The 22,416-nt window shown below is 76.3% G+C and carries 4 protein-coding genes; all 4 read right to left on the bottom strand.

Annotated elements, in window-relative coordinates:
• Positions 1 to 105: 105 nt before the first annotated feature.
• The 4 genes from VT52_RS07125 to VT52_RS07110 all read right to left on the bottom strand — a co-directional run bounded on the left by VT52_RS07125 (position 106) and on the right by VT52_RS07110 (position 22,406).
• Complete coding sequence (locus tag VT52_RS07125; RefSeq protein WP_079174890.1) at positions 106 to 1,356, bottom strand: MFS transporter; 1,251 nt, start codon at positions 1,354 to 1,356, stop codon at positions 106 to 108.
• Positions 1,353 to 1,973, bottom strand: a complete 621-nt coding sequence (locus tag VT52_RS07120; protein ID WP_079174889.1) for a GNAT family N-acetyltransferase — start codon at positions 1,971 to 1,973, stop codon at positions 1,353 to 1,355. The genes VT52_RS07125 and VT52_RS07120 overlap by 4 nt, the downstream gene beginning before the upstream one ends.
• 148 nt (positions 1,974 to 2,121) lie before the next feature.
• On the bottom strand, positions 2,122 to 2,325 hold the full coding sequence (locus VT52_RS07115) for an MbtH family protein (protein WP_046421857.1): 204 nt from the start codon (positions 2,323 to 2,325) through the stop codon (positions 2,122 to 2,124).
• Positions 2,326 to 2,477: 152 nt separating this feature from the next.
• Positions 2,478 to 22,406, bottom strand: coding sequence for a non-ribosomal peptide synthase/polyketide synthase (locus tag VT52_RS07110; protein ID WP_046421778.1), 19,929 nt, complete (start codon positions 22,404 to 22,406; stop codon positions 2,478 to 2,480).
• Positions 22,407 to 22,416 lie beyond the last annotated feature (10 nt).

Genomic DNA, 22,416 nt, shown 5'->3' with positions numbered 1-22,416 from the left:
GGATCGCCGGCCACTCTTTTTGCATCATGCAAGGAATGTGGTGACGCTCACGCGGACGGCTTCGCGCCGCCCCGCCCCGGGCGCCGGCCACCCGCGACCGGAGCGTCAGGCGGACATCGTGCGGATGCCCTTGCTGAGGGTCGCCGTCACCGCGGCGAGGACGACCAGTGCCGGGAAGACCAGCATGGCCGGCCCCGGGCTCCAGCGGGCCAGCAGCACGCCCGCCAGGACGGGGGCGAGCGCGGCGGCCGAGCCGGCGGCGAGCAGCACGCCGCCGACCACCCGGCCCTGCAAGTGGTCGGGGGTGACGGCGGCCTGGTGGCCGAAGAGGGTGGCGTTCGCGGTGGGCCCGAGGAACACGGCCGCGGCCAGCGGCACCGCGGCCAGGACGGTGCCGGAGAGCAGCGTGCTGACCGCCATCAGGGCGGCGGTCGCCCAGCACAGCAGCGTGATCAGGACGGGCAGCCGCAGCCGCCGCTGAAGTGCCGGGGCGGCGAAGGCCCCGAGGAGACCGCCGAGCGCGAAGATCGCGCCGGCGAGGCCCACCAGGACCGGTGCCACACCGGCCCGGCGCAGGGCGAGTGTCATCGCGAAGACCATGCCGGTGAAGGCCATGTTCAGCGGAGCCGCGATCGCGAGCAGGGCACGCAGGAACGGATGCCCCAGCAGGAAGCGCAGGCCCTCCGCGGTGGCCGCGCCGACCGGCGCGGCCACCTTCTCGCGGTGCTGCTGGAGCGGCCGCCTGATCCAGCAGACGGCCGCCAGGGACACCAGGAAGCTCAGCGCGTTGCCCAGGAAGGGCAGGAACCGGCCGAGCCCGAACAGCAGGCCGCCCAGTGGCGGTCCGGCCAGTGACACGCCGTAGGTGCGCGCCTCGTTGCGGGCGACGGCGGAGGCGAGCTGGTCCGGGCGGACCAGGCTGCGCACCGAGGCGTGCTCGGCGGTGCTGAAGACGGCGGTGGCGGCGGCGCCGGCGATCACCACCGCGAGGATCACCGGCAGGCCGGCGGCGCCCGCGAGGACCGCCCAGCCGAGCAGGGCGTACACGGCGATCCGCAGCGCGTCGCAGGCGATCATCAGCCGGCGCCGGTCGAACCGGTCGGCGAGGACGCCGGCCGGCAGCCGGCACACCAGGGCGGTGACGAGCCCCGCGGTGCCGACGACCCCGGCCCGTGCCGGGGACCCGGTCTGCTGCAGCACCAGCAGCGGCAGGGCCAGGTCGACCATGGCGCCGCCCAGGTCGGACAGGCACTGCCCGGTCCACAGCAGGTTGAAGTCGCGGTTGCGCCACAGCCCCGGCGGCGGGCCGGTGCCCGCGGTCCCGGCGCTCTCCTGGGCGAGCGGCGGCCGGCTCATCCGGCCTCCCCGGCGCTCGCCGCCCCGGCCAGGCCCTCGGCACCCGGCGCTCCGGCGGGGACCGGCCCGTCCGCGGCGTCCGGCGCCGGCGGCCGCGCGGGGCCCGCCCCGCCCGCCGCCGTGGGGATGACCAGCAGCTTCGTCACCGAGCCGTCGTCGCCGACGACATCGCGCAGATGGCGGAAGCCCAGGCGGCGGCACATGGCCAGGCTGGCGGTGTTCTCGGCGCCCACCATGCCGTACGCCTCGGTGAGGCCGAGGCTGTCGGCGGCGTGCCGGAGCAGGCCGCGGACCACCTCGCCGCCCAGTCCCCGCCCCCAGTAACCGGGGGCGAGGGCGGTGACGAGTTCGTGGCCCTCGACGTTGCCGGTCGGCTTCACCTCGGCGTGGCCGACGTAACGGTCCGCCAGCCACAGGCCCCAGACGTCGAACCGCCCCTGGGGGTAGATGTCGGTGAGGATCACGCGGAACACCTCGCGGATCTGCTGTTCGGGCACGAGGTCCTGGCCCATCCAGCGGCACACCTCCTCGTCGCGCAGCAGTTCCACGAAGACGTCCTCGTGCTCGGGCCGGTAGGGGAGGAACACCAGGCGTTCGGTGCGCAGTTCGGGGGTCATGACAGGCTCCTCAGGGGTGATGCGGTGCGGTGAGGGCCGAGGGCGGTGGGGCGCCGGTGCGGCGGTTCGTGCGTGGGGGGCGCGGGTGCGGTGCGCCGCCGGGCCGGCGCGGGTGCGGCCGGCCCGGCGGGCGGTGTGGTACGGCCGCTCAGGCGCCCGCGTTCTCCATGCGCTCGCGCAGGCTCTTGGGCCGCATGTCGGTCCACACCTCGTCGACGTAGGCGGAGCACTCGGCCTCGGTGCCCTCCTTGCCCGCGGGCTGCCAGCCGGCGGGCACCTCGATGTCGACGGGCCAGAGCGAGTACTGCTCCTCGTCGTTGCGCAGCACCTGGTAGCGGGTGTTCTCGTCCATCTCTGTCTCCTTCTTCGTGTTCGGTTTCTTCGTGTTCGGTTCGGGTGAGTCGGCCGGAAGCCGCGGGCGGTCGCCGGCGGGGGTCGGGGCGCGGGGGGCCCGGGGACCGTGCCGGACGGTCCGCCGGGGCGGTGTCCCGTGGGGGAACGCCGTCATCGGCCTCCCCTGGCGTGCCGGGCGAGGTGGCGCAGGGCCTCGGCGAAGTCCTCCGCCACCCGGCGCACGGCCGCCGTGTCGTGGACGCCGGGGCGGTGGTGCCAGGTGAAGGCGAGCCGGCCGTGCTGGACCGCGCCCACCACCTCCACCAGGTGCGATCCGGGGTCCCGGGGATCGTGGTCCTGCCCGAACGAGCCGTGTTCGGCGCGGACCAGGCCGCCGTCCGCGGTCTCGGGGCGGGCGTCCCACTGGCCGAGGTAGTTGAACACCACCTGGCCGTGGGCGTGCGCGCCGAGGCGTTCGCGGACCTCGGGCGGGCCGAAGGTGCGCAACGCCCCGAAGCCGATCCCGTTTCCGGGGACGGCGCGCAGCTGGCGCCGTACCGACTTCACCAGGGACCGCCAGTCCCGGCCGGGGCCGAGGTCTCCTGGGTCGGACACCTGGAGGGCGACCGGGTAGACGGTGGTGAACCAGCCGACGGTGCGGGACAGGTCGACGCCGTCGAGCAGGTCCTCGCGGCCGTGCCCCTCCAGGTCCAGGCGGATGCGGTCGTGTCCGGTCCAGCGGGCCAGTGCGAGGGCGAGGGCGGCGAGCAGTACGTCGTTGACGCGGGTGCGGTAGGCGGTGGGCGCGGAGCGCAGCAGGGCCGTGGTGTGCTCCTCGTCGAGTTCCACGCTCACGGTGGCGGCCGGGCCCTCGCCGGCCGCGGGCGCGGGAGCGGCGGGTGCGGGTTCGGAGCGTACGGCCTCTTCCCAGTAGGGCAGTTCGTGGTCGAGGCCGCCCTCGGCGACGTACGCGGACAGTCGCGTGGACCAGTCCCGGAAGCTGGTGCTCCGCTCCCCTAGGGCGACGGGGCCGCCCGCGCGGGCCTGCCGGTAGGCGGTCTCCAGGTCGTCGCGCAGGACGCGCCAGGAGACGGCGTCCACCACGAGGTGGTGGGCGACCAGCAGCAGGAACACGGGCCGGTCCGGGTCGCCGGTGAACAGGGCCGCGCGCAGCTGCGGGCCGTGGGCCAGGTCGAAGCCGGCGTGCAGTTCGTCGGCGGCCTTCGCCATGGCCGCGTCGGCGTCCTCGGCGGACAGTCCGGTCAGGTCGTGCCGGGCGAGGACGTCCTGGCCGGGCGCGGGCGGCGGGTTGAACTGCCGCCAGCCGTGTTCGTCCCGGGTGAACCGCATGCGCAGGGCGTCGTGGTGGTCCAGCAGGGCGTCGAGCGCGGCGCGCAGCGCCTCGGGGTCGGGGGCGCCGTCGAGTTCGAGCAGTGCCGACTGGTTGAAGTGGTGGTGGGCCGCGCGGGGCTTGGTGAGGAACCACTCCTGGATCGGGGTGAGCGGCACCTCGCCGGTCACCGGTCCCTCGTGGGACCGCCGGGGCGCGGTGCGGACCACCGCGGCGAGTTCGGCGACGGTCTGGTGCGTGAACAGGTCGCGGGTGGCCACGTGCAGTCCGTCGCGGCGCAGCCGGGAGACGACCTGCATGCTGAGGATGGAGTCGCCGCCGAGCGCGAAGAAGTTGTCGTCGGCGCCGACCTCCTCGACGCCGAGGACATCGGCCCAGATGCGGGCGACCCGGCGTTCGGTGTCGGTGCGGGGCGCGGGGCGCGGTCCGCCGGCGGCCCGCGCGGGCCCGGGGGCGGGCAGGGCGCGCCGGTCGGTCTTGCCGTTCGGGGTGAGCGGCAGCCGGTCGAGCGGTACGAACACCGACGGCACCATGTGCGGGGGCAGCAGCCCGGCGAGGTGCAGCCGCAGCTCGCCGACGGGCAGGTCGGTGCCGGGGACCCGGCCCGCGTCGTCGCCGGGAGACTCGGGGGCGGCCGGCCGGGCCGGTACGACGTAGCCGACCAGCCGGTCCGAGGCGCCGGGCGTCTCCCCCGGGCGTACGGCCACCACGGCGTCCCGCACCAGGGGGCTGGTGCGCAGCGCGCTCTCGATCTCGCCGGGCTCGATGCGGAAACCGCGCAGCTTGACCTGGTCGTCGGCGCGTCCGGCGAACCTGAGCAGGCCCTCGGCGGTCCAGCGGACCAGGTCCCCGGTGCGGTACATCCGCTCCCCCGGGCCGCCGAACGGGTCGGCCACGAACCGCTGGGCGGTGAGTCCGGGCCGGCCCAGGTAGCCGCGGGCGAGGCCGGGGCCGGCGATGTACAGCTCCCCGGTGACGCCGGGCGGTACGGGCCGCAGGGCGGCGTCGAGCACATGGACGCGGGTGCTGCCGCAGGGGCGGCCGATGGGCGGCGCGCCCGTGCCGGGTTCGAGTGGTCCGGTCCAGGTGGCGACGACGGTCGCCTCGGTCGGCCCGTACGAGTTGATCATGCGGCGGCCTGGGGCCCAGACGGCGACGAGGTCGGCCGGGCAGGCCTCCGCGCCCACGATCAGGGTGCGCAGGTGGGGCAGGGCCGCGGCGGTCTCCGGCGGGACGGTGGCGAGCGCGGCCGGCGGGATCAGCGTGTGGCTGACGCGCCGTACGGCGAGCACCTCGGCCAGCCGCTCCCCGACCAGCGGTCCCTCCTCGCTGGTCACCAGCGCGGCCCCGCTGAGCAGGGACACGCAGAGTTCGAGCACGGAGGCGTCGAAGCTGGGCGAGGCGAACTGCAGTACCCGGTCACCGGGGCCCGCCGCGTACCGCTCGGCGGCCGCGGCGGCGAAGGAGGCCAGACCCCGGTGGGTGACGGCGACGCCCTTGGGCGTGCCGGTGGAGCCGGAGGTGTAGATGACGTAGGCGGGGTGGGCGGGGCGCAGCGCGCGGGTGCGGTCGGCGTCCGTGGGCGCCGTCCGCGGCCCCTCGGCCGCCCACACCTCGGCCGGGTCGTCGAGGACCAGCTGGGCGCCCGCGTCCCGGATCATGAACTCCCGTCGCTGGTCGGGGTAGTTCGGGTCCACCGGCAGGAAGGCGCCGCCGGCCTTGGCGACGGCGAGCTGGGCCACGACGGTCGCCGCCGAGCGGGGCAGCGCCAGGGCCACCACGCGCTCCGGTCCGACGCCGTCCCGGATCAGCCGGTGGGCCAGCCGGTTGGCCGCCCGGTCCACCTCGGCGTAGCTCAGCTCACGGTCGCCGTCCACCAGCGCGACCGCGTCCGGAATACGGGTGGCCTGCTGTTCGAACAGCTCCGGCAGGGTGCGCTCGGGCACCGGCCGGAAGTCGCCCCGGCCCTGGTCGAGCAGTGCCTTCAGCTCGCCGTCGGAGGACAGCGGCAGGGAGCCCAGCGGGCGGTCGGGGTCGGTGGCGACGGCGTGCAGCAGGGTGCCGAGCTGGCCGGCCATCCGCTCGGCCGTGGCCGGGTCGAACAGATCGGTGTTGTAGGTGAGCAGGGCGTGCAGTTCCCCGGAGCCGGTCTCGGCGAACTCCAGGGTGAGGTCGAACGCGGCCTGGTCCGAGTCGGGTTCGACGTCGGTGACGTCGAGTCCGGGCAGGTCGAGGCCGGCGGCCGGGGTGTTCTGGAGGACGACCATGACCTGGAAGAGCGGGCTGCGGCTGGTGTCCCGGACCGGCCGCACCTCGTCGACGACCCGTTCGAAGGGCACGTCCTGGTGGGCGAAGGCGTCCAGGACGGTCTGCCGTACGGCGGTGAGGAACCCGGAGAAGGGCGCCCCCGCCTCGGCCCGGGAGCGCAGCACCAGGGTGTTCACGAAGAATCCGACGAGGGCCTGGGTCTCGGGCCGCTCACGGCCGGAGGTGACGGTGCCGACGGCGATGTCCTCGGCGCCGGACAGCCGGGCCAGGTAGGCCTGGGCGGCGGCGACGAGGGTGGTGAACAGGGTGGTGCCGTGGTCGCGGGCGAGCCGGGTCAGTCCGCGTACGGTCCGGGCGGGTACCACCAGCCGGGCGGTGGCGCCGGCGCTGGTGCGCACCGGCGGCCGGGGCCGGTCGGTGGGCAGTTCCAGTGGGGCGGTGCCGGCCAAATGCTCCTTCCAGTAGGCGAGCTGCTCGTCCGCGCCGTTCTCCCCGGTGCCGCGCTGCCAGTGCGCGTAGTCGGCGTACTGCACCGGCAGCGGCGGCAACGGCGCCTGGGCCGTGCCCAGTTCGGACCGGTAGAAGTGGGCGAGGTCGCCGAGCAGCACGGAGGTGGACCAGCCGTCGGTGACGATGTGGTGCAGGGTGAGGGTGAGCACGTGCTCGTGTGCGGCGAGCCGGACCAGGCCGGCGCGCAGCAGCGGGCCCTCGCGCAGGTCGAAGGGGCGGGCGCGTTCGGCGGCGAGCAGGCGGCGCAGTCCGGGCTCCCGGTCGGCCGCGGCGAGCCCGGTCAGGTCGTGCACCGGCAGCGGGACGTCGCACGGCGGGTGCACGCGCTGGACGCCGTGCCCGTCGACGCTGTCGAAGGTGGTGCGCAGCGACTCGTGCCGGGCCACCACGGCGGCGAGGGCGGCGCGGAGCGCGCCGGTGTCCATGGTGCCGCGCAGCCGCAGGGCGAGCGCGGTGACGTACTCGGCGCCCGCGGGTTCGAACTCGTGCAGGAACCAGAGGCGTTGCTGGGCGTGGGACATCGGCACGACCGCGTCCCGGGCGACGGGGACGATGGCCGGGCGGCCGGAGCCCTGCCGGTCGCCGAGCAGCCGGGCCAGCGCCGCCGGCGTGGGGTGGGTGAACACCGCGCGGGGCGTGACCTCGGTGTCGAAGACCTCCGCGAGGCGGGAGGCGAGCCGGATGCTGAGGATCGAGTCTCCGCCCAGCTGGAAGAAGTCGTCCTGCGTACCGGGCGGTTCGCTGCCCAGCACCTCGCCGAAGACGGCCGTCGTGCGGCGCTCGGCCTCGGTGCGGGGCGCCACCCGCGCGTGCCCCGGCCGCCCCTCGGGCGCGGGCAGGGCGGCGCGGTCGACCTTGCCGTTGCGGCTCAGCGGGAGGGCGGCGAGGGGGACGAAGGCGGTGGGAACGAGGTAGTCGGGCAGGGTGCGGGCGGCGAAGGCCCGCAGTTCCTCCATGGCGTCGGCGGCCGGTCCGACGACGTACGCCACGAGCCGCTTGGCACCCGGCCGGTCCTCGCGGGCCACCACGGTGATGTCGGTGACGTCCGGGTGGGCCGCGAGCGCGGTCTCGGCCTCTGCGGGCTCCACCCGGAAGCCCCGGATCTTGACCTGGTCGTCGGCCCGGCCGAGGAACTCGACGGTGCCGTCCGGCCGCCTGCGGGCCAGGTCGCCGGTGCGGTACATACGGGTGCCGGGCGGGCCCTGGGGGTCGGCGAGGAAGCGGGCCGCGGTGTCGCCGGGGCGGCCCAGGTAGCCGCGGGCGACTCCTTCCCCGGCGAGGTACAGCTCGCCCCCGCAGCCCGGCGGTACGGGCCGCAGCCGGGCGTCGAGGACGTGGACGCGCATGTCGTCGAGGGGGTGGCCGATGGGCACGGCGCCGGGCACCGCCTCCGGGTCCGCGAGCGTGAAGGAGGTGGCGAAGGTCGTGGTCTCGGTGGGGCCGTAGCCGTCGACGACGGTCAGGCCGGGGCAGGCCGCGAGGACCCGGCGCACGGCCGGGGCGGGCACCACGTCACCGCCGGTCCACACCTGCCGCAGGCCGCGGAAGCAGTCGGGGGCGTCCTGGGCGAGCAGCCGGAACAGTCCTGCGGTCAGCCACAGCGCGGTCAGCCCGCCGCCGTCGGCGTGCCGGCGCAGCAGGGCGGCGTCCACGCTCCCGTCCGGCGCCACGACCACGCGGCCGCCGTTGAGGAGCGGCGCCCACACCTCGAAGGTGGCGGCGTCGAAGGCCACCGGCGAGTGCAGCAGCACCCGGTCGCACACGCCGTCGGCGAACCGGCTGTCGGTGGCGAGCGCGGCCACGTCCCGGTGCCGTACCGCCACCGCCTTGGGCCGGCCGGTGGAGCCGGAGGTGAACATGACGTAGGCCAGCCGGTCCGGGTCGGCGGGCGGGAGGGGGCCCGCGGCGGTGCCGGTCCGGGCGGCGGCCACCTCGGCGGCGGTGAGCCGGACCGTCGCGCCGGCCTGGTCGAGCAGCGTACGGCGGCGTTCCTCGGGGGCCCGGGTGTCGACGGGCAGGTAGGCGCCGCCGGCCATGAGCACCGCGAGCTGGGCGACGACGAGTTCGGCGGAGCGCTCAAGCGGCAGCGCCACCCGGTCCTCGGCCGCCAGGCCGCCGGCGAGCAGCCGCCCGGCGAGCGCGGCGGCCCAGTCGTGCAGCTGCCGGTAGGTCAGTTCCCGCTCGCCGTCGTGGACGGCGACCGCGTCGGGGGTGCGGCGGGCCTGCTCGGCGAACAGGCCGACCGGGCTGCGCGGGGCGGCCCGCCGGGCGGTGGTGTTCCAGGCGGCGAGCAGCTCGCGGTCCGCCGGGACGAGCAGGTCGAGGCGGGCCAGGTCGGTGTCGAACCCGTCGGCGAGGACGGTCAGCAGCGCGGCCAGGCGGTCCGCCGCGCGCTCGGCGGTGCCGGGGTCGAACAGGGCGGGGTCGTAGGCGAGGTCGAAGCCGAGCCGTCCGGCGAGGTGGGCGCGCAGGCACCAGGGGAAGGTGGTGGCGTCGTCGGCGCGCACCTCCTCGACCCGGACGCCGGTACGGGCCGTCGCCGACTCGTCCACCGGGTAGTTCTCGAAGACCACCATGCTGTCGAACAGGGGCTCCCCCGGCGGGACGTCGCTGACGGCCTGGATGCGCGGCAGCGCGAGGAAGTCGAAGCGGCGGGCGTCGCTCTGCCGTTCCTGGAGGCCGCGCAGCCACGGCAGGACCGGCCCGGCGGGTATCCGGACCCGGGTGGGCACGGTGTTGATGAACATGCCGATCATGCCTTCGACGCCGGGCAGTTCGGCCGGACGGCCGGAGACGGTCGTGCCGAACACCACGTCGTCCTGGCCGCTGGAGCGGGCCAGCAGCAGCGCCCAGGCGCCCTCCAGGACGGTGTTGACGGTGAGTCCGGCGCGGGCGGCGCCCTCCCGGAGCCGGCGTGAGGCATCGGCGTCCAGCTCGTGGTGCACGGTGGCGGCCGACCGGGCGCGGTGGGCCTCGGCGGGCGTGCGGTCGTACGGCAGCGGGGTGCGGGCGGTGAAGCCGTCCAGCGCCTCGGACCAGTGCCGTTCGGCCGCCGTCTCGTCCTGTGCGGCGAGCCAGTGCAGGAAGTCCGCGAACGGCCGCCGCGCCGGGGGTGCCGGGTCCGGGCCCCCGGTCAGGACGGCGTAGCGTTCGCACACCTCGGTGAGCAGCTGCCCGGTGCTCCAGCCGTCGAGGACGATGTGGTGGGTGGACCACACCAGCAGCACCTCGTCGCCGGGCAGGGCCGCCAGGGTGAGCCGGGTGAGCGGTGCGGTGGTGAGGTCCATGCCGGCCGCGCGGTCCTCGGCGAGCAGCCGCTCGGTGGCCTCGGCGCGCTGTGCGGGTGTCAGGGCGCGCCAGTCGAGCCGGGTGACGGGCAGTTCGGCGCTCCGGTGGACCACCTGCACCGGGTGGGGCAGGCCGTGCCAGTGCACGGAGCCGCGCAGGGCGGGGGTGCGGTCCGCGACCTGCTGCCAGGCGGTGGCGAAGGCCCCCGGGTCGGCCACCCCGGCCAGCCGGACGGCCGTGCGGTCGAAGTAGGCGTGCTCGGTGTCCACGAGGCCGTGGAAGAGCATGCCGGACTGGAGCGGGGTGAGCGGCAGCACGTCCTCGATGTCGCGGCCGGTGCCGACGAGCCGGTCCAGCTGGTCCTGGGCGAGGCCGGCGAGCGGGAAGTCGGAGGGGGTGCGGCCGCCCGCCGCGGGCACGGCGCAGTGGGCCACGATGTCCCGCAGCGCGGCGAGGGTCTCCTCGGCGAGCCGGCGGACGGTGTCCTCCTCGTAGACGGCCGCCGGGTAGGTCCAGCCGAGTTCCAGGAGGCCGTCCTGGACGACCCCGGTGATGTCCAGCAGGTAGGGGCGGGGTTCGTCCGGGTCGGTGTCCCGGCCGGCCGGGGGCAGAAAGCCGCGGACCAGACCGCCGCTCCCGGTGCCGCCGGTGTCCCACCGGCCGTGGTAGTTGAAGCCGATCCGCGGGGCCGGGGCGCCGGTCAGCGGGCTGTCGGGGACGAGGTGGCGCAGGGCGCCGTGGCTCAGGCCGTGCAGCGGCACCGCGCGCAGCTGCTCCTTGACCGAGCGGAGGGTGTCGTGCCACCCGGCGTCCGGGTCGGCGGTGAGGGCGAGCGGGTACTCGGCGGTGAACCAGCCGACGGTCCGCGACAGGTCGACGTCCTCGAACAGGTCCTCCCGGCCGTGTCCCTCCACGCCCAGCAGGACGGTGTCGCGGCCGCACCAGCGGGCCAGGGTGCGGCCGAGGGCGCTGAGCAGGACGTCGTTGACCTGGGTGCGGTAGGTGTCCGGGACCTGGCGCAGCAGGGCGTCGGTGGTCGCGGCGTCCAGGGTGACCGTGAGGGTGGCGGCGGTGCCGTGGGTGTTGGGGCCGGGCCGGCCCGCGGGCAGTGCGGCCGGGACGCCGGCGGCGCGCGTCCAGTACGCCAGGTCGGCGTCCAGGGCCCCGGTGCGGGTGTGCTCCTGGAGCCGGGTGGCCCAGTGGCCGAAGGAGGTCCCCTCGGCGGGGAGTTCGACGGGCCGACCGGCCGCGGCCGCCCGGTGGGCGGTCTCCAGGTCGGCCAGCAGGATGCGCCAGGAGACGCCGTCGATCACCAGGTGGTGTGCGGTGATGACGAGCTGGGGTGCCTGTGCCGGTCCCCGGTCGAAAAACAGCGCGCGGACGACGCGGCCTTCGGCGGGGTCGAGTGCGGCCTGTGCCTCGTCGGCGAGCCGCTGGACCTCGGCCTCCAGCGCGGCGTCGGCGGTCCCGGCCAGGTCGTGCCGGCTGAAGACGCCGTCGGGTGCCTGCGGCAGGGGTTCCTGGCGCAGGTACCCGGGGGTGTGCCGGAACCGGGTGCGCAGGGCCGGGTGGTTGCGCACGAGGGCGTCGACGGCCTCGCGGACGGCTTCCTCGCCGGTGCCCGGGGCGAGTTCGAGGCGCTGGGTCATGGTGAAGCGGAGCCGCCGGCCCGGCTCGCGGCCGTCCAGGTACCAGTGCTGGATCGGGGTGAGCGGCGCCTCGCCGGTCTGCTCGGCGGTCCCGGTCCGGGGCGCCGACTCCGCGGTGCGCAGGGCCAGTTCGGCGACGGTCTGGTGGCGGAAGACGTCCTTGGTGGTGAGGGCGAGCCCGGTCTGCCGGGCGCGGGCGACGATCTGGATGCTCAGGATGGAGTCGCCGCCGAGCGCGAAGAAGTTGTCGCGTGCACCGACGCGTTCGACACCGAGCACCTGCGCCCAGATCGCGGCCAGGCGCTCCTCCGTGCCGGGCCGGGGGGCGACGTAGGGGGTGGTGCCGTCGGGCTGCGCGGGCGGGGCCGGCAGGGCGCGCCGGTCGGTCTTGCCGCTGGTGGTGCGCGGGATGCGGGCGAGCGGGACGAACGCGGCGGGCACCATGTGGTCGGGCAGGGTACGGCGCAGCGCGAGGCGCAGGTCGTCGGCGGACGGGACGCGGTCGCCGGCCGGCACCACGTAGCCGACGAGCATGCGGCGGCCGGCGTGTTCGCGGGCGGCGACGGCGGCGTCGGTGACGTCCGGGTGGTCGAGGAGGGCGGCCTCCACCTCGCCGGGCTCGATGCGGAACCCGCGGATCTTGACCTGTTCGTCCACCCGGCCGAGGAACTCCAGCAGCCCGTCCCGGTCCCGGCGGGCCCGGTCCCCGGTGCGGTACATCCGCTCCCCCGGCGCGCCGAACGGGTCGGCGACGAAGCGCGCGGCGGTGAGGCCGGGCCGGCCCAGGTAGCCGCGGGCCACCTGGGCGCCGGCCAGGTAGAGCTCGCCGGGCACCCCGGGCGGCACCGGGCGCAGGGCGGCGTCGAGCACGTGGGCACGCAGGTTGCCGCCGGGGCGGCCGATGACGGGCCGTTCGGGGCGGTCGGCGACACGGCCGTAGGCGGCGTCGACGGTGCACTCCGTGGGGCCGTACATGTTGTACACCGCGACCTGGAACTCGTTCTCCGCGCGTACGAGTTCGCGCCAGCCGGCCGGGGTGACGGCCTCGCCGCCGACGAGCAGCAGGCCCGGGTGGTGGCGGCCGGCGGCCAGCAGGCCCGCGGCGGTGAGTTCGCGCAGGAAGGAGGGGGTGACGTTCACCAGGTCGAGGCGGCGGTCGGCGACCTGGGCGCAGAACGCCTCGGGGTCCAGGCGTACGTCCTCGTCGATGAGGTGCACCTCGTGGCCGAGGGCGAGCAGCAGCGGCCCCTCCCAGGAGGTGTCGAAGGAGAAGGAGGCGCTGAGCGCGGCCCGCAGCCGGCGGCCGCCGGTGGTGTGCGGGGCGAGCAGTCCCGCCTCGTGGTCGAGGCACAGGTTGACCAGCTGGCGGTGTTCGACGACGACACCCTTGGGCCGGCCGGTGGAGCCGGAGGTGTGGACGATGTAGGCGGTGTGCCGGGGCAGCAGCGGCCGGACGCGGTCGGCGTCGGTCGGGTCATGGGCGGGCAGCTGGTCCCAGGGCACCGCTTCGAGGCCGGTGAGCAGGGTGTGCGGGCGGGTGTCGGTAAGGAGGAGGTCCATTCGCTCCCGCGGGAGTTGCGGGTCGAGGCTGAGGAGTGCGGCACCGGCCTTGGCGACCGCGAGCAGCGCCACCACCTGCTCGGAGGTCCGCGGGAGCCGTACGGCGACGATGTCCTCGGGGCCGGCGCCCTGGGCCATCAGGTGGTGGGCGAGCCGGTTGGCGCGCTCGTTGAGCGTGGCGAAGTCCAGGGTGGCGTCGCGGGCGACCAGGGCGGTGTGGTGCGGGGTGCGGGCGGCTCGGGCCTCGAACAGGGCGGGGAAGGTGGTGTCCGGCTCCGGCAGCCGGGCGCCCTCGGCGTGGCGGAGCACCTGCCGCCGTTCGTCGTCGGTCATCAGCGCCAGCGCGCCGACGGCCCGCTCCGGGGACCGGGTGGCGGCCTCCAGCAGGACGCGCAGCCGGCCGGCCAGGCCCTGGACGGTGTCGCGGTCGAAGAGCGCGGTGTCGTACTCCAGGTAGCCGGTCAGGCCGTCGTCGGTCTCGACGAAGTCGAAGGCCAGGTCGAAGGTGGCGGTGCGGACCGGCGGGGTGACCGGTTCCGCGGTCAGGCCGGGCAGCCGGGGCGGCTCGGCGCCCAGGTTGTGCAGGGCGACCATCACCTGGAACAGCGGGGTGCGGCTGGTGTCCCGCTCCGGCTGGACCGCGTCCACCACCCGCTCGAAGGGCACCTCCTGGTGGGCGAACGCGTCCAGGACGGTCGCGCGGACCTCGGACAGCAGCTCGCCGAAGGGCAGTTCCGGGCGGATCCGGGACCGCAGCACCAGGGTGTTGACGAACATGCCGACCACGTCGTGCAGTTCGGGCCGGTCGCGGCCGGCGGTCACGGTGCCGACGGTGACGTCCTCCTGTCCCGCCCAGCGCGCGAGCAGGATCTGACAGGCCGTCACCAGCGTCATGTACAGGGTGGCGTCGGCCCGCCGGCCGCACTCGCGCAGCCGCTCGGTGAGCGCGGCGGGCAGGGTGAAGGTCACCAGGTCGCCCTCGCGGGTGCGGACGGCCGGGCGCGGCCGGTCGGTGGGCGGTTCCAGCGGGGTGACGCCGTCCAGGACCGTCCGCCAGTGGGCGAGTTCGGTCTCGGTCCGGTCGGCGCGGGCGCGCTGCCAGGCGGCGTAGTCGGCGTAGCGGACGGGCAGCACGGGCAGTTCGGGCCGGCGGTCGGCGAGGGCCGCCGCGTACAGCTCGCCCAGGTCCCGGCCGAGCACGCCGACGGACCAGCCGTCGGTGACGATGTGGTGCACGGCCAGGACGAGGACGTGGTCGTCGGCGGCGAGGCGGGCGAGGCGGGCGCGCAGCAGCGGTCCGGTGGTCAGGTCGAAGGGGGTGGCGGCCACGCGCTCCAGGAAGCCGTCCAGGGCCGCGGGGTCCGGAAGGTCGGTCACCGGCAGGTCGACGGGCCGTGCCGGGTGGACGATCTGCCGTGCCCGGCCGTCGTGTTCGGCGAACGTGGTGCGCAGGGTCTCGTGCCGGGCGACGAGGCCGTCCAGGGCGGCGCCGAGGGCGGCGGTGTCGAGGGACCCGCGCAGCCGCAGTGCGGACAGGGTGGTGTACTCGGTGCTGCCGGGTTCGAAACGGTCGAGGAACCACAGGCGCTGCTGTGCGTACGAGAGGGGCGCCGGGGCGTCCGCGGCGACGGCCGGGATGACGTCGGCGGTGTCCGCGGGCGCGGGTGCGCCGAGCGCGGCCGCGAGGCCGGACAGCGTGGGATGGGTGAACAGCAGCCGGGGCGAGACGTCCGTGCCGAAGGCGGCGCGCAGCCGGGAGGTGACCCGCACGGCGAGGATGGAGTCGCCGCCGAGTGCGAAGAAGTCGTCGTCGGCGCCCACCTCGTCGGTGTCCAGGACGTCCGTCCAGGCGGCGGCGACCAGCCGTTCGGCGGGGGTGCGCAGGGGGGTCCGCTCGCGGTCCGCGGCGAAGCCGTCGGGGCCGGGGGCGGGCAGGGCGCGCCGGTCGAGCTTGCCGTTCACGGTGAGCGGCAGCGCGGCCATCGGCACGTAGGCCGCCGGCACCATGTGCGCGGGCAGCAGCCCCTCCAGGTGGGCCCGCAGCCCGGCGGCGGGCGGGGGCGGCACGACGCGCTCGCCGGTGCCGGTGCCGACGACGTGGGCGACCAGCCGGCGGGTCCCGGCGCCGTCCTCGTACACGCCGACGGCGGCCGCGCCCACACCCGGGTGGCCGTGCAGGGCGGCCTCGATCTCGCCGGGTTCGATGCGGTAGCCGCGGATCTTCACCTGCTGGTCGGCGCGGCCGAGGTACTCCAGGGAGCCGTCGGCCCGCCTGCGGGCCCGGTCCCCGGTGCGGTACATGCGGGTGCCGGGCCGCCCGAACGGGTCGGCGAGGAACCGGGTCGCGGTGAGGCCGGGCCGGTTCAGGTAGCCGCGCGCCAGGCCCTCGCCGGCGACGAACAGCTCGCCGACGGCGCCGGGGGGCACGGGCCGCAGCAGCTCGTCGAGCACATGGACCCGCAGGTCCGGGATGCCGGTGCCGATGGGGCTCGCGGCACCGGTGCGGGCCGTGGAGCGGTCCAGCGGGGCGTAGGTGACGTGCACGGTGGTCTCGGTGATGCCGTACATGTTGACCAGCCGCGGCGCGGTGTCCGGGTGGCGGAGGTACCAGTCGGCGAGCCGGTCCACGTCCAGCGCCTCACCGCCGAAGATCACCGTGCGCAGGGCCAGCCGGGCGCCGACCTCGGGGAGTCCGGCGTCCGCCCGCACCAGCGGGTAGAACGCGGAGGGGGTCTGGTTGAGGACGGTGACCCCTTCGTCGGCGAGCAGCCGCAGGAAGTCCTCCGGGGAACGCGCGGTGTCCTCGGGGACGATCACCAGCCGGCCGCCGTGCAGCAGCGGGCCCCACAGCTCCCACACCGAGAAGTCGAAGGCGTAGGAGTGGAACAGCGTCCAGACGTCGTCGGGTCCGAAGCCGAACCACTGCCGGGTGCGGTCGAACAGCCGGACCACGTTGGCGTGCGGGACGACGACGCCCTTGGGGCGGCCGGTGGAGCCGGAGGTGTAGATGGCGTAGGCGGGACTCTCGGGCAGCGCGCGGCGGGCCGGGCCGGTCTCCGGGCGGCGGGCCAGGTCGGCGCGGACGCCGGGGTCGTCCAGCGGCAGGAGCGGTACGGCCGTGCCCGCGTCGGTGCCGGTGGTGGTCACCAGTGCCACCGGGGCGGCGTCGGCGAGCAGGTGCCGTACCCGCTCGGCGGGCAGCCGGGGGTCGACGGGCAGGTAGGCGGCGCCGGTCTTCAGCACGGCGAGCACGGCCACGACCAGGTCGGTGCAGCGGGGCAGCGCCAGGGCCACGAACGTCTCGGGCCCGGCACCGAGTTCGGCGAGCCGGTGCGCGAGCTGTCCGGAACGCGCGTCGAGGGTGGCGTAGTCGAGCCGGTCGGCGCCGCAGCCGACGGCCTCGGCGCCGGGGGTGCGGGCGGCCTGGGCGGAGAAGAGGCCGTCCAGGGTCTCGGCGGGCCGGCCCTCCTCGGTGCCGTTCCACCGCGCCGGTATCCGCCGCCGTTCCTCGGCGGTGGTCCAGGCGAGCTCGCGCACGGGCCGCTCCGGGTCCTCGGCCAGCTCGGTGAGCAGCAGGCACAGCCGGCCGGCGAGGTCCCGTACGGTCGCGGGCTCGAACAGCCCGGGGTCGTAGGCGAGGTCGAAGCCGAAGCGGTCGCCCTGGTAGGCGCGCAGCACCAGGGCGTAGTTGGTGGCGTCGCGGGCGGACACGTCCGCCAGGCGTATCCCGGCACCGCCCGAACGGGCCTCGTCGAAGGGGTAGTTCTCGAAGGCCACCATGCTGTCGAACAGCGGGCTGCCGGACGGCACGTCGCTCAGCGCGGTCAGCTCGGCGAGGGACACCGCCGCGAACCGCCGGGCGTCGGCCTGCGCCTCCTGGAGTTCCCCGAGCCAGTCGGTGGCGGTACGGCGGCCGTCCACGCGGACCCGGGTGGGCAGGGTGTTGATGAACATGCCGACCATCGACTCGACGCCGGGCAGGTCGTCGGGGCGCCCGGAGACGGTGGTGCCGAACAGCACGTCCGGTTCGGCGCCGTAGCGGGACAGCAGCAGCGCCCAGGCGCCCTGCACCACGGTGCCGAGGGTGAGCCCGGCGGCGCGGGCGGCGCGGGCCAGCCGCGCGGAGACCTCGTCGGACAGGCCGGCTGTGTGCAGGCCCGCGGAGCGGGTCTCGTGCCCGGGGCGCCGGGCCCGGTCGGCGGGCAGCGGGGTGGGCGTGGCGAACCCGGCGAGGACGTCCCGCCAGTGCGCGCGGGCCGCCGCGCCGTCCTGTCCGGCCAGCCAGCGCACGTAGTCGCCGAACGGTCGGCGGGCCGGGGGCCGGGACGTGGCGCCGGTGGTCAGCGCCGTGTACTCGGCGAACACCTCGGTGAGCACCTGGGCCAGGCTCCAGCCGTCCAGGATGAGGTGGTGGGACGTCCACAGCAGGTGCAGCCGGTCCCCGGGCAGCCGGACGAGGGTGAGCCGCATCAGCGGGGCGGCCATGAGGTCCAGTCCGCGCGCGAGGTCGTCGGCGCGCAGCCGGTCCCAGCGCGCCTCCCGCTCCGCCGCGTCCAGTTCCCGCCAGTCGGCCTGCTCGACGGGCACGGTGACACGGCGGTGCACGACCTGCAGCGGGACCGGCACGTCCTCCCACACCACGGAGGTGCGCAGGGCGGGGGTGCGATCGGTGACCCGCTGCCAGGCCAGGGCGAGCGCACCGGGGTCGGTGACGCCGTCGAGGAGCAGCGCGGCCTGGTCGACGTACACGTCGTCCGGTCCGCCGACCAGCCGGTGGAAGAGCATGCCCTCCTGGAGCGGGGTGAGCGGCAGCAGGTCCTCGGTGTCCCGGCCGTCGCCGGCGATCCGGTCCACACCGGCCTGGTCGAGGCGGGCCAGCGGGAAGTCGGAGGGGGTACGGCCGCCGGCGTCCGGTCGCGCGCAGTGTTCGGCGATGGCGCCGAGCGCCCGCACCATGCCGTCGGCCAGCCGCCGTACGGTGGCCGCCCGGTGCACCTGGTCGCTGTAGTGCCAGGTGATCTCCAGCTCGCCGTCGGCGACCAGGGCGGACACGTCCAGCAGGTGGTCGAGCGGCTCGCCGGGGTCGGTGTCCCGGCCGGGTACGTCGGCGACGGGTGCGAAGTCGCCGCCGCCGGGCGCCTCCCACTGGCCGTGGTAGGTGAAGCACACCTGGGGCAGCGGGAGTCCGCCGAGGGCGCGGGCCTCCTCCCGGGGCGAGCCGAGGTGGGCCAGTGCCTGGTAGCCGAGGCCGCGGCGGGGCACGGCCCGCAGCCGTTCCTTGACGGACTTGAGGGTGCTCCCCCAGTCGTCCGGTCCGGCCGGGGTCAGGGTGACCGGGTACTGGGTGGTGAACCAGCCCACCGTGCGGGACAGGTCGGTGCCCTCGGCCAGGTCCTCCTCACGGCCGTGGCCCTCCAGCGCGACGGTCACCCGGCCGGCGCCCGTCCAGTCGGCCAGCACCCGGCCCAGCGCGCTCAGCAGCACATCGTTGACCTGGGTGCGGTACGTCCCCGGCACGCGCCGCAGCAGCGCCTCGGTGGTGGCGCGGTCCACCCGGGTGCGGACGGTGCGCACGGATCCGGCGACCGGGGTGCCGGGCAGGTCGACGGGGAGCGGGACGCGGGGCTCGGCGGCCTCCCGTGTCCAGTAGGGCAGGTCGTCGTCCAGGTCGCCGGCCCGTACCAGGTCGGTCAGTTCGCGCGCCCAGTCGGCGAACGCGGTGTGTTCGGGCTCCGGTCGGGGCTCCTCCCCCGCCGCCGCCTGCCGGTAGGCCTCCGCAAGGCCGGTGAGCAGCACCCGCCAGGAGACGCTGTCGACCGCCAGGTGGTGGGCGGTGATAAAGAGCCGCGGGCGCTCCCCGCCGGTGAGCAGGGCCGCGCGCAGCAGCGTCCCGGTCGCCGGGTCGAGGGCCGCGCGGGCCGCCTCGGCGGCCTCGGCGGGCGGGGTGCCGGGGGCGTGGCGGGTCGGCGGCGGGGTGTCCGGGCCGGCGCCCGGGTGCTGGAGCCAGGTGTCCCCGGAGCGGGTGAAGCGGGTGCGCAGGGCCGGGTGTCGGGCCACCAGGGCCGCCAGCGCCTGTTCCAGGGCCCGTTCGTCGAGGTCGTGCGGCAGGTCGAGCAGCATCGACATGCTGAAGTGCCGCAGCGGGCCGTGCGTGGCGAAGAACCACTCCTGGACCGGGGTGAGCGGGGCGGGCCCCTCCTGCCGCGGGCGCCGGGGCGCGGGCACGGCGGCGGTGCGGGGGGCCGCCGCGGCGGCCAGGTCGGCGACCGTCTGGTGCCGGAAGACGTCCTGCGAGCCGATCCGCAGACCGGCGGCGCGGGCCCGGGAGACGGCCTGGATGCTCAGGATGGAGTCGCCGCCCAGTTCGAAGAAGTTGTCCGTGACGCCCACCCGGGGCACTCCGAGCACCTCGGCCCAGACGGCCGCCAGGGTCTCCTCCTCGGGGGTGCGGGGGGCGATGAACTCCCGCTCCGTCTCCGGGGTCTCGGGTGCGGGCAGGGCGCGGCGGTCCAGCTTGCCGCTGGTGGTCAGGGGCAGCGCGTCCAGGGCGGTGAAGGAGGACGGCACCCAGGCGTCGGGCAGCACCCGGCGCAGGGCGGCCCGCAGGTCGGCGGGGACGGGCCGGGGAGCGCCGGGCGCGGGCACGACGTAGGCCGCGAGCCGGGCGTGGCCGTGCGCGTCGGGCACGGCCACCACCGCGGCGGCGGTGATGCCGTCCAGCGCGAGCAGCGCGGCCTCGATCTCGCCGGGTTCGATGCGGTGGCCGCGCACCTTGACCTGGTCGTCGGCTCGCCCGAGGTAGTCGATGCGGCCGTCCGCGGTCCACCGGGCCAGGTCGCCGGTGCGGTACATGCGGGTTCCGGCCGGCCCGTAGGGGTCGGGCAGGAACCGGGCGGCGCTCAGTCCCGGCCGGCCGGTGTAGCCGCGGGCCAGTTGGGCGCCCGCGAGGTACAGCTCGCCGCCGACCCCGGGCGGCACCGGCTGGAGCCGGTCGTCCAGCACATAGGCCCGCACGCCGGGCAGCGGCCGGCCCACCAGCGGGCGGTCTCCGCCGTCGACGCGGCAGGAGAGCGCGTCGACGGTGCACTCGGTGGGGCCGTAGAAGTTGTGGGCGGCCACGTCCGGGTGGGCGGCCAGCTCCCGCCAGAGCGCGGGCCCGACCGCCTCGCCGCCGAGCATGAGGACGCGGGGACGGTGCCGGGGGTCGGTGAGCAGCCCGGCGGGCAGCAGCTGCCGCAGGTAGGAGGGGGTGACGTCGAGGAAGTCGACGCGGTGCTCGACGACGTACTCGACCAGGGCGGCCGGGTCCATCCGGGTCACCTCGTCGACCAGGTGCAGCGGGTGGCCGTCGGCCATCAGCAGCACGCCCTCCAGGGAGGTGTCGAAGGAGAACGAGGCGGTGAGCGCGACCCGCAGCGGGCCGCCGCCCGCCTCGGCGACGAAACCCGCCCGGTGCGCGGCGAGCAGGTGCGCCGCCGAGCGGTGGGTCACGGCCACGCCCTTGGGCCGGCCGGTGGAGCCGGAGGTGTGGATGACGTACGCCGTGTGCTCCCCGTCCAGCGGGGCGCGACGGTCGGCGTCGGTCGGGTCGGTGTCCGGGGCGCTCGCGGGTACGGCGCGCAGGGCGTCCTCGTCCAGCACCAGGGCCGGGCGGGCGTCGTCCAGCAGGAACCGGACGCGTTCCGCGGGCAGGGCCACGTCGAGCGGGAGGTAGCCGGCGCCGGACTTCCAGACGGCGAGGATCGCGGTGATCATGTCAGCGGTGCGCGGCAGCCGCAGCGCGACCAGCCGCTCCGGGCCGGCCCCGCGCGCGATGAGGTGGTGGGCGAGCCGGTTGGCGCGGGCGTTGAGGGTGGCGTAGTCCAGCCGTTCGCCGCCCGCCACGAGGGCGAGGGCGTCCGGGGTCCGGGCGGCACGGCGCTCGAACAGTTCCATGTGCGTGGCGTCGGGCACGGGGTGGTGCGTGCCGGGGGTCCCGAAGGCGAGGACCCGGCGTGTCTCCGCCTCGGAGAGCAGCGGCAGGGAGCCCAGCGGGCGGTCCGGGGTGGCGGCGGCGCCCTCCAGCAGGCGCAGCAGCTGCCCCGCGAGGCGTTCGGCCGTGGCCGCGTCGAACAGGTCGGCGCGGTACTCCAGCAGCCCGGTCAGGGCCTCCCCGTCGGGTACGAACTCGACGCTCAGGTCGAAGGTGGCCGCCTGCCGGGGCACGTCGACCGGAGCGGTGGCGAGACCGTGCGGGGCGGACGCGGCGGGCGGGTCGGGGTGCAGCAGGACGAGTACGTCGAACAGCGGGTTGCGGCCGGCCTCGCGGGGTGCTCCCACCGCCTCCACGACCCGCTCGAACGGCGTGTCGCCGTACGCGAAGGCGTCGTTGACCGTGTCGGCGGCCCGCACCAGCAGCTCGCGGAACGAGCCGGAGCGGTCCACCGCGGTGCGCAGGACGACGGTGTTCACGAAGAAGCCGACGGTGCGTTCCAGTTCGGTGCGGGAGCGGCCGGGGGTCAGGGAGCCGACGGTGATGTCGTCCTGCCCCGACCAGCGGGCCAGCAGGGCCTGGGTCGCCGCGACCAGGGCGGTGTGCAGGGTGCTGTGCTGCTCCCGCGCGAGGGCGCGCAGCCGCGTGGTGAGCGCGGCGGGGACCGTGAAGGTGTGGACGGCTCCGGTGCCCGCCTCCTCGCCGCGCCGCGGCCGGTCCAGGGGCAGTTCCGGCGCCACCGCGCCGGTCAGCCGCTCCTTCCAGTGCGCGAGCCGGCCGTCGAGCCGGTCGCCCGAGAGCTGCTCGCGCTGCCACACGGCGAAGTCCGGGTACTGCGTGGCGACCGGCGGCAGCTGCGGTGCGGCGCCCCGGGCGAGGGCGTCGTAGGCGGTGCACAGCTCGTCCAGGACGACGCCCATGGACCAGCCGTCGGTGACGATGTGGTGGGCCGTCAGCAGCAGGACGTGCGAGGCGGCGGACTCGCGCAGCAGCAGGGCGCGCAGCAGCGGGCCGTGCCGCAGGTCGAAGGGGCGGGCGTACTCCGCTCTCAGGTCCGCGTCCGGGCCGGCGGTGTCCCGGACCGGCAGCGGCACCGGGCCCGCCGGGTGCACCCGCTGCGCGGGACGGCCGTCGGTCTCCTCGAAGGTGGTGCGCAGGGCCTCGTGGCGGGCCACGACTGCGGCCAGGGCGGCCTCCAGCGCCGCCCGGTCCAGCGGGCCGGTGAGGCGGACCGCGACCGCGCTGTTGTAGCGGGCGTCGCCGGGCCGCAGCCGGTCCAGGAACCACAGGCGCTGCTGGGCGAAGGACAGCGGCAGCGGGCGGTCCCGGTCGGCGCGCGGGATGCCCTGCCGGGCGGCCGGGGCCGCGCCGCCGGCCCGGCCGGCGAGCCGCCGGCGCAGCGCCTCGCGCATCTGTTCGGGCAGTGCCTCGGCGCGGTCCCGCCTGCTGGGGCGGGCGGAGTCGGAGGGGTTCGAAGGGTTCGAAGGGGTCGAAGACGTCATGGTCGTCGGA

The sequence above is a fragment of the Streptomyces malaysiense genome (genome assembly GCF_000980885.2).
In the GTDB taxonomy this organism is placed as follows: domain Bacteria; phylum Actinomycetota; class Actinomycetes; order Streptomycetales; family Streptomycetaceae; genus Streptomyces; species Streptomyces malaysiense.
This window is presented reverse-complemented; position numbering and strand designations above follow the sequence as displayed.